At 42.0% G+C, this 8505-nt stretch carries 8 protein-coding genes; 5 read left to right on the top strand and 3 right to left on the bottom strand.

The genetic code is table 11. The annotated features are described in order from the left end of the window. Positions 1-128 precede the first annotated feature (128 nt). The 3 genes from minC to B4F08_RS16560 form a co-directional block, all read right to left on the bottom strand. Positions 129-860, bottom strand: coding sequence for a septum site-determining protein MinC (gene minC, locus B4F08_RS16550; RefSeq protein WP_110974842.1), 732 nt, complete (start codon positions 858-860; stop codon positions 129-131). Between the two features lie 123 nt (positions 861-983). Continuing rightward, a complete protein-coding gene (locus tag B4F08_RS16555; RefSeq protein ID WP_395579664.1) occupies positions 984-2033 on the bottom strand; it encodes a preprotein translocase subunit SecA in 1050 nt (349 codons plus the stop codon). Between the two features lie 10 nt (positions 2034-2043). Continuing rightward, complete coding sequence (locus B4F08_RS16560) at positions 2044-2976, bottom strand: acyltransferase (RefSeq protein WP_086208210.1); 933 nt, start codon at positions 2974-2976, stop codon at positions 2044-2046. 257 nt (positions 2977-3233) lie between these two features. On the opposite strand from B4F08_RS16560, the gene B4F08_RS16565 reads away from it, so the two are divergent. The 5 genes from B4F08_RS16565 to argB form a co-directional block, all read left to right on the top strand. Beyond that, positions 3234-3884 (top strand): OmpA family protein, encoded by a 651-nt coding sequence (locus B4F08_RS16565; RefSeq protein WP_086208209.1) that lies wholly within the window; start codon positions 3234-3236, stop codon positions 3882-3884. Positions 3885-4010: 126 nt separating this feature from the next. Then, complete coding sequence (locus tag B4F08_RS16570) at positions 4011-6050, top strand: UvrD-helicase domain-containing protein (protein ID WP_291375430.1); 2040 nt, start codon at positions 4011-4013, stop codon at positions 6048-6050. A 40-nt stretch (positions 6051-6090) separates the two neighbouring features. Next, the gene (gene dut, locus B4F08_RS16575) at positions 6091-6543 is read left to right on the top strand and encodes a dUTP diphosphatase (protein ID WP_086208207.1); all 453 of its coding nucleotides are present in this window, start codon (positions 6091-6093) and stop codon (positions 6541-6543) included. A gap of 195 nt (positions 6544-6738) precedes the next feature. Continuing rightward, a complete protein-coding gene (locus B4F08_RS16580; protein WP_119064995.1) occupies positions 6739-8166 on the top strand; it encodes a phosphomannomutase/phosphoglucomutase in 1428 nt (475 codons plus the stop codon). A 10-nt stretch (positions 8167-8176) separates the two neighbouring features. Beyond that, positions 8177-8505, top strand: a 329-nt coding sequence (gene argB / locus B4F08_RS16585) for an acetylglutamate kinase (protein WP_291375432.1), incomplete at its 3' end; no start/stop codon positions are given.

Here is an 8505-nt window from a genome sequence, read left to right on the forward strand (position 1 = left end):
CTTGTCGTAGTTTTGCCTACGCCACCTTTGCCTGATGTTACGACAACAATTTTCGCCACCGAATCCACTCCTGTTATGGTTTAAATCCCCTTATTTATCATTTGGGGCTTTTGGTGTTTATTTATACATTAAAATTCAAGCGCTTCAAATACAAGCTCTTGTTGATCATTTAAGTAAATATGTGTTGGGCGTTTTAAATGCTGCGCTGGAATATCATCTGCGACACAATAGGTTCCTGCAATTGAAACCAACTCAGCTTCTAAAGCATGGCAAAAGATACGTGCAGCAGTGTTTCCACCCGCGCCGGCAATGACTCTACCACGAGCACTGCCATAAATATGTATATTTCCTGAAGCAATTACTTCCGAGCCACTGTTAATGCCCGCGGTAATAATGATATCGCCTTGATTTTGGACCAAGCACTGACCCGTACGTAAAATTTCGTCATGGTATGAGGTCGCATGACGAATCACAGAGGCTGCCGCAACTGGAGCATTGGCAGACGGTGTGGCAACAGGAGCAGGGGCTTCAACCACTTGCTCTTTGGTTGCTTTAACTTCTTGTAACTGTGCACCTACCGCATGACCTTGGGCTGGAATTACGGGGAACTGAATGGCACGTGCTTGTTCAGCCAAAATCCCATCTTGTACGGCCATTGGTTGAACATCCAGATCAAGCAGTAATTGGATGAGCGAAATTAACTCTTGCTCAACAGTACTTTCTAGAACCACCAAAGCTCCAGCAGTTGATGCACTTTGTAATGTTTTAGTTAACTGCTGTCGGATTGCATCATGATCATTGGTGTCAAGGGTAATGCGAATTGCATTGACCATTCTGCCGGTTATCCGGATATCAGCCATAATTTTTCCTTAAGACTTCTCAGATTTATTTTTTACTAAAGAAGTGATGTTGTAAATAGAGCAAATCCTAGAACAAAATGAAGGATTGCACTAGCTACGTTTGTAATATTTTTAGCTTAATGCTTATTCTTTGGCTTGATCATCTTTTTCTAGCTCTTCTAGCCATTGTTTCACTTTAACTTGCTTACGAATTGCATCCAAACTTTCATAGACCACAGACTCAACCAATTGCTCCAATGACTGATTGTCAATTTTTAAATCACTGACCTTTTCCGCAATTAAGCGGTAGGTCGCATTGGGTTGTGCTGGGTTTCCCGTAACCATCGGTTCTAATAAGCCTTGAGTGATATTTTCACCGAGACGTTGCCCGATACTTTGAATTTGCTGTTCAATTCGTCCTCCCACAATTGGAATTAAACGCAGTAATTGGGTGAGTTCGGGGGTATCTTCAATCGCACGGTTCACAATCAGACCGACATTTTGTGCAATAAAATACTGACGCTGTTTCAGTTCAGTCGCGAGAGATTCTTGTAGAATTTCGGCCAATGCTTGTGCAAATAAAGTCCGATGATGATCGACAAGGTCATGGATAATTTTTTTATGGGTCGAGCTGGTATTTAATTCGTGCTTAACCCCATCCAATACGGTAATCACGACGCGGTCAGACAGTTCCTCCATCACCACGCGGTAGTAAAATTTGCCCTTAGCTTGTACCGATTGAGGAATGACGTTATAGCCTAATTCATGCAGGCGAAAAGCAATCACTCCCGCGCGGAATAACCTTAAAAAGCGTAAATGAGGAATAATGGCTAAAATTTCGTACCAATGGATGAAAGGGAAGAAAAACCAGCGACGATGGTGCCTATAAATAATAGCAATACCCCAACGTACCAGTAATTCAGCAATCAAGAACAGAATAAACCAAGCCTCGGTGGTAATGACCCACGGATGCAAATGTTCGCGATAAAATGCTAAAACATTTTCAAGATGAATGGCATGGAAAAACCATCCACCAATATTGCTCATGATAAAAAAATTAGCGCACAAGCAAAACAAGTTAAAAATGATGAGAAACACCATAAAAATGTCATAGATCAAAAATAGTTTGAAATACAAACTTTGTGGATCGACCTGATGATATTTTGATTTTTTGGCTTGGTTATTCTGCATCATGCATAGACCCTTACTGGGTTGAGTGGGAAGGTGAATATTTGGTTTTCATTTGTTCAATCAATTGGTCTTTCTCAGCCCAAAGTTGGTCAACCCATTGTTGAAACTGTTCACGAAAGCGAGCATCGTCTTCATAGTTTCCAGAAAGTACCCACGCAGGGATGTCAATTTTACGCAAATTAACTGCAATCCGTGGGACTTCGCCAAGCCAAAATTCACTATAGCCAGGCACACCATCGGGATAGACAATGGTCATGTCCACCAACGCATCAATCTCCTTACCCAAAATCCCTAAGGCCAAAGCTAAACCGCCTGCTTTGGGTTTGAGCAAATGTTGATAAGGGGATTGTTGCTGGTCATGTTTTTCTTGGGTAAAGCGTGTACCTTCCAAATAATTTAATAGGGTAAATGGTTGACTCAGTAATTGTTCACAAGACTTGCGCGCTTCAATCATATCGCGTGTTTTTAAAGCAGGATTTTTCGCAATTTGTTCTTTACTATGCCTTTTCATCATTGGAAAACCTAGAATTTTAAAGGCTTGTCCGACAAATGGAATAAAAATAAGTTCCCACTTGGTAAAGAAGCGAGTGAGGGGCATACGGGTTAAGCCGAAGTACTGATTGACTGTGGTATCGACCCAACTTTGGTGGTTACAGGTCATGAGATAACGACCTTGCATACTTAGCTCAAGATCTTCATCGACTGAAATATCCCATTGGGTATCAGGTAAAATATGATCAATTAAATAATTGTTCACTCCTAGCCAGCTGTTGGTAATTTGAATATTGGTTTCATCTACTTTTTTTGATTGTTTAAACAGTTTTGTGAGACCAAGTGCCAGTACGGGTGGGCCGTGAAAAAAAGTACTTCCTGTAATGACTGAACCAACAGTTAAACCACGTGTGATTTTTTTTAATAAAGGTTGTTTTTGGTTTGGCGATGACATAAAAATAAACCCTGAAATCTAATGTGTTTTACAACTCGTTCTATTTTCTAAAGGTCAATATAGTACGGGATGATCAAATAGAAAAGCACCAAACATTAACTGTGTAGGAAATGTGACGAAGAAAGCCTTGAAAAGGAAATTTTTTATTACATATTGTAAATAAAGGCTTTATTATTAACAAAAAATCAATGGTCTAGTTTATCGTTTTACGACAATATTTGTTCTATAAACAAAACACACAAAGAAGGAGGCATGCGATGCGTGCACTAGCAATTTCCGCAGTCGTTGGGGCAATGGTTCTTACAGGTTGTCAAAGCACTGGCAATAACATTGGTGGTGTAGAATACGATAAAGCTGCTTTAGGTACTTTAATTGGTGCTGCTGCGGGTTATGGTATTTCTAAAGGTAATGCGAATAGTAGCCGTCAAAACAACCGTGCTGCAGCGATTGGTGCTGTATTAGGTGGTGCAACGGGCGTTTACCTTGACAATAAAGAGAAAAAACTTCGTCAACAAATGGCGGGTACTGGTGTAGAAGTTAACCGTAATCCAGATGGCTCTGTAGGTTTAATCATGCCGGGTAACATTACGTTTGATACCAACAAATCGAACATCAAGCCAAACTTCTATTCAACGTTGAACAAAGTTGCGCAAACTTTAACTGAAGATAACAAGAGCGGTATTCTTGTAACAGGTTATACCGACAGTACAGGTAATGACTCAATCAACATTCCGCTGTCTCAAGCGCGTGCGCAATCTGTAGCAAGCTACTTGGCATCTCAAGGTGTTTCTACAACACGTATTAATGCGCAAGGTCAAGGTTCAGCAAACCCAATCGCGTCTAACGCAACTGCTGAAGGCCGTGAGCAAAACCGTCGTGTAGAAATCAGCATCTACGCAATTCAATAATTTTTATTGAAGACTGAAAAACCACCTTCGGGTGGTTTTTTTATGACGATTAAAATGTGAATTTGCATTATGCATCTTGAGTGGAGATGACTATAATCGAGCTCGGAATGAAATAGAGGAAAGACTATGTCACTGGCAAGTCAGTTAAATGACAAGCAACTTGAAGCCATGAAATATACTCAAGGACCCTTGTTAGTACTTGCAGGGGCTGGTTCAGGTAAAACTTCGGTGATTACCCGTAAGGTTGCTTACTTGGTGAAACACTGCGGCATTCCAGCATATCGCATCACAGCGATGACGTTTACCAATAAAGCAGCACGCGAAATGAAAGAACGTGTCACTAAATTACTTTCACGCGAAGAGGCAAAAGGCCTTTCAGTTTCGACTTTCCATACCTTCGGTCTAAACATGTTGCGTTTAGAGTTAAAACACACACCATTAAAAAATAATTTTTCTATTTTAGATGCAGACGACTGTAAGCGTATTTTGATGGACTTGATGCACCGTGACAATTTATCTGGTGCGGAAAGTAAAGAGCTGATTGCGAAAGCCATGAAGATGATTTCAGATTGGAAAAACGATCTGATTCCACCTGAGCAAGCACACATCACTTGTGAAACTGCTGAAGATGTTCAGTTTGCGCATTTGTATCAACTGTATGAACGTAATTTACGTGCTTATAATGCGGTCGATTTTGATGACTTGATTGTGATGCCGACGCGTCTTTTACAGGAAAATGCAGAAGTTCGTGAACGCTGGCAAAATCGCATTCGCTATTTATTGGTCGATGAGTATCAAGACACCAACACTGCACAGTATATTTTGGTGAAATTGCTAGTGGGGGTGATGGGGCAGTTCACCGCAGTGGGCGATGATGACCAATCCATCTATGCATGGCGTGGGGCTAAGCCTGAAAACATGGCTTTGCTCAAAGAAGACTTTCACAATTTAAAAGTGATTAAACTGGAGCAGAACTATCGTTCGACCAGTCGCATTTTAAAAGCGGCCAATACCGTGATTGGTAATAATCCACATATTTTTGATAAAAAACTGTGGTCAGATAAAGGCCATGGTGAAGTCATTCGCGTGATTACGTGTCGCAATGATGACGATGAGTCAGAGCGCGTGGTGAAAGACTTGATTACGCATAAATTGATGAATGGCAAAAATTGGAAAGATTATGCCATTTTATACCGCGGTAATTTCCAAGCACGTGCACTAGAAACACAACTGCGTCAGATGCAAATTCCATATAAGTTATCAGGCGGTCAGTCGTTCTTTGCGCGTGCTGAAATCAAAGACGTGATGAGTTATTTGCGTGTCATTATTAACCCAGAAGATGACAGTGCATTTTTACGGATCATCAATACGCCTAAACGCGCCATTGGCCCTGTGACTTTAGAAAAACTGGGTTTATTTGCTCAAGAAAATCATTTGTCTTTGCTTTCAGCAGCGGGTGATCAGCGTCTCACCATGGTGATTCCTAAAAAAGCCACCACGCAGTTGGCGGAGTTTGCAGACTTCATTACCACCTTTACTCGTGAGTTGCTTGAGGATGATGAACCAGTGCCGATTATCCGCAAGATGATGGTTGAAGCGGGTTATATCGACTATGTCAAAGAGTCTGCGGCGACGCCTGCACAGGAAAAAACCAAGCTAGATAATATTGAAGTACTGTATAGCAGTATTCAAAGTTTGATTAACCGTGCTGAAGATGTTGATGAGAAAAACATTGAAAGTGTGATTCGTAAAATGGTGTTGCTGGATATGTTAGAGCAGCAACAAGAAGAAGAAGACACCGACAAAGTAAACTTGTTGACGTTACATGCATCCAAAGGTCTTGAGTTTCCATATGTCTATCTGATTGGTCTTGAGGAAGAATTGCTGCCGCATAAAAACTCGATTGCCGCAGATACGGTTGAGGAAGAGCGTCGCCTGATGTACGTGGGTATTACTCGTGCGCGTCAGGGTTTAACCATTACGCTGGCAGAACAACGCAAAGCGGGCGGGCAGATGAAGCAAATGACACCAAGTCGTTTCTTGGATGAGTTGCCGCAAGATGAGTTGGAATGGCTAGGACGGAAAAAGAAACTGGCGGGCAATGTCGATCCGAAATTACAAGCGCAGCACTATTTAGACAATTTACGTGCGTTGATTAAACGCTAATTTTTTTATTTTTGAAATTTATTGTACGAGGAAGAATAGAATGAAAGTTCAGGTTAAAGTGTTGGATTCACGTTTAGGCAATGAATGGCCAATGCCAACTTATGCGACAACGGGTTCAGCAGGTTTAGACCTTCGTGCATGTGTAGATGTTGCGACCGTCATTGAACCGGGACAAACGGTTTTGGTCAAAACGGGTTTATCTATTTATATTGAAGATCCACATTTTGCAGGTTTAATTTTACCGCGTTCAGGTTTAGGTCATAAACACGGTATTGTTTTAGGTAACTTGGTGGGTTTAATTGATTCGGACTACCAAGGTGAATTGATGGTTTCAGTTTGGAACCGTAGTCAAACGGCATTCAGTTTAGAACCAGGCGAGCGACTTGCACAGTATGTACTTGTACCTGTGATGCAGGCACAGTTTGATATTGTAGAAGAATTTGAAGCGACAGAACGCGGTGCAGGTGGTTTTGGACATACAGGTCAAAACTAAACGGTCCGTGAAAATGTAAAAAAGCCTCTCATCTGAGGGGCTTTTATTGTTTCTATGCTGAGTGCTCATTTTTAGTTCATAAAAAGTTACACCTCGTTTTTGAATCCTGAGTAAAATTAAAAAAAGCACAAAGCCATAAAAACAAGGGCAGTTGAAAATGAGCTGCTCGAAATGAACAGATTAGAAGTTAGAACTATGCATTATCAGCCGAATTTCCCTGCACATATTTTCCGCGCCTATGATATTCGTGGCAAATTGGATGTCATGAGTGCTGAGTTGATTCGTGCCATTGCGCAGGCGCTAGCGATGCAATATTTAAATGCTGGCCAAACCCGTTTAGCGATTGGTTATGATGCTAGGCTAAGCAGTCCCGCATTTGCAGAAATTATTTATCAAGAATGTATTAAACAGGGGCTAGAAGCACATGATATAGGCTGTTGCGCCAGCCCTGTATTGTATTTTGCAGCGCGTCAGTTTGACGGCAATGGCATTATGGTGACAGCCAGCCATAACCCGAAGTCGGATAATGGTATTAAATGGATTGTGCAGAGTGAACCTCCTTTACCTGAAACAATTCAGCAAGTGGCATACGATACAAATGCGTGCTTGGATCGTCATGCAGAAATGAACTGGCAGATGTTGCCACATGAGGTCGTGCCTGAATATTGTTTAGCTTATCAAGATGCATTATTGAGTGATATCCAACTGCAGCCCCAAGCTCGACCATTTAAGGTGGTGGTAGATGGGCTACACGGATCTGCGGGGCGCTGTGCAGTCTTGGTTCTAAAAAAGTTAGGTTGTGTGGTTCACCCTTTACGCTGTGAGGCCAATGGTGAATTTCCTGAACATGCCCCTGATCCATCTCAAGCCAAACATCTAGAACTGCTACGCCACGCCGTGCAACAGCAGCATGCGGATATCGGTATTGCCTTTGATGGAGATGGAGACCGTGTTGTTTTAATTGATGAAAACGGAGTGATTATTTCAGCTGATCGGTTACTGTCACTGTTTGCGCAAATGTGTTTGTCTCAACATCCCGAGCATGAAGTCGTTTTCGATGTGAAATGTTCCACGATGGTTCGCAACACAGTACTGGCTCATCAGGGAACTCCCAAAATGATTCGCACAGGTAGTTCATTTCTACGTAAGTATTTGGCGCAGTCTAAAGGACAAGCTATCTTTGGCGGTGAGTATGCTGGGCATTATGTGTTTAATGATGGGCGTGGTTTCGGTTATGACGATGGTTTGTATGCTGCACTACGAGTATTGGAATATTTAAACTTACATCAGCTAACTTTATCAGAAGCTCTGGCAGATTACCCAGAACGTTCGAGTACTGAAGATATTTATATCAGTACCCATCAAATTTCACCTGCGCTGGTTTTAGCGAATGTAGAAAAACAAAGTCAGCACTTTCAAGCAGAAATTAGTAAAATTGATGGTGTAAGACTTGATTTTGAGGACGGATTTGGCATTATTCGAGCATCGAATACGGGCGAGTATTTTACCGTGCGTTTCGACGCGGACAGTGATCAGCGGCTCAATCAAATTCGCCATAGCTTTGTGCACATGCTGACGGCAGATTATCCGCAGATTGCACAAGACATATTAGACGCCCATTAAGGAGAGGCACATGCCACATCAACATACTGGCCTCGACAAAGCACAGGTTCTGACTGAAGCTTTGCCGTACATTCAACGTTTTGCTGGAAAAACGCTAGTTGTAAAGTATGGTGGCAATGCAATGACCGATCCTGAGCTTGAGAGCTCGTTTGCACGTGATATCGTTTTGTTAAAAACCGTTGGATTGAACCCAATTGTAGTCCATGGCGGAGGTCCACAAGTCGACTCGTTTTTAAAGCAGTTGGGACGTGAGTCTGACCGTATTGATGGCATGCGTGTGACCGATCCAGCGACCATGGAAGTGGTTGAAATGGTGTTGGGTGGTAGTGTGAATAAATC

This window comes from Acinetobacter sp. UBA6720 (genome assembly GCF_002454215.1).
Taxonomy (GTDB): domain Bacteria; phylum Pseudomonadota; class Gammaproteobacteria; order Pseudomonadales; family Moraxellaceae; genus Acinetobacter.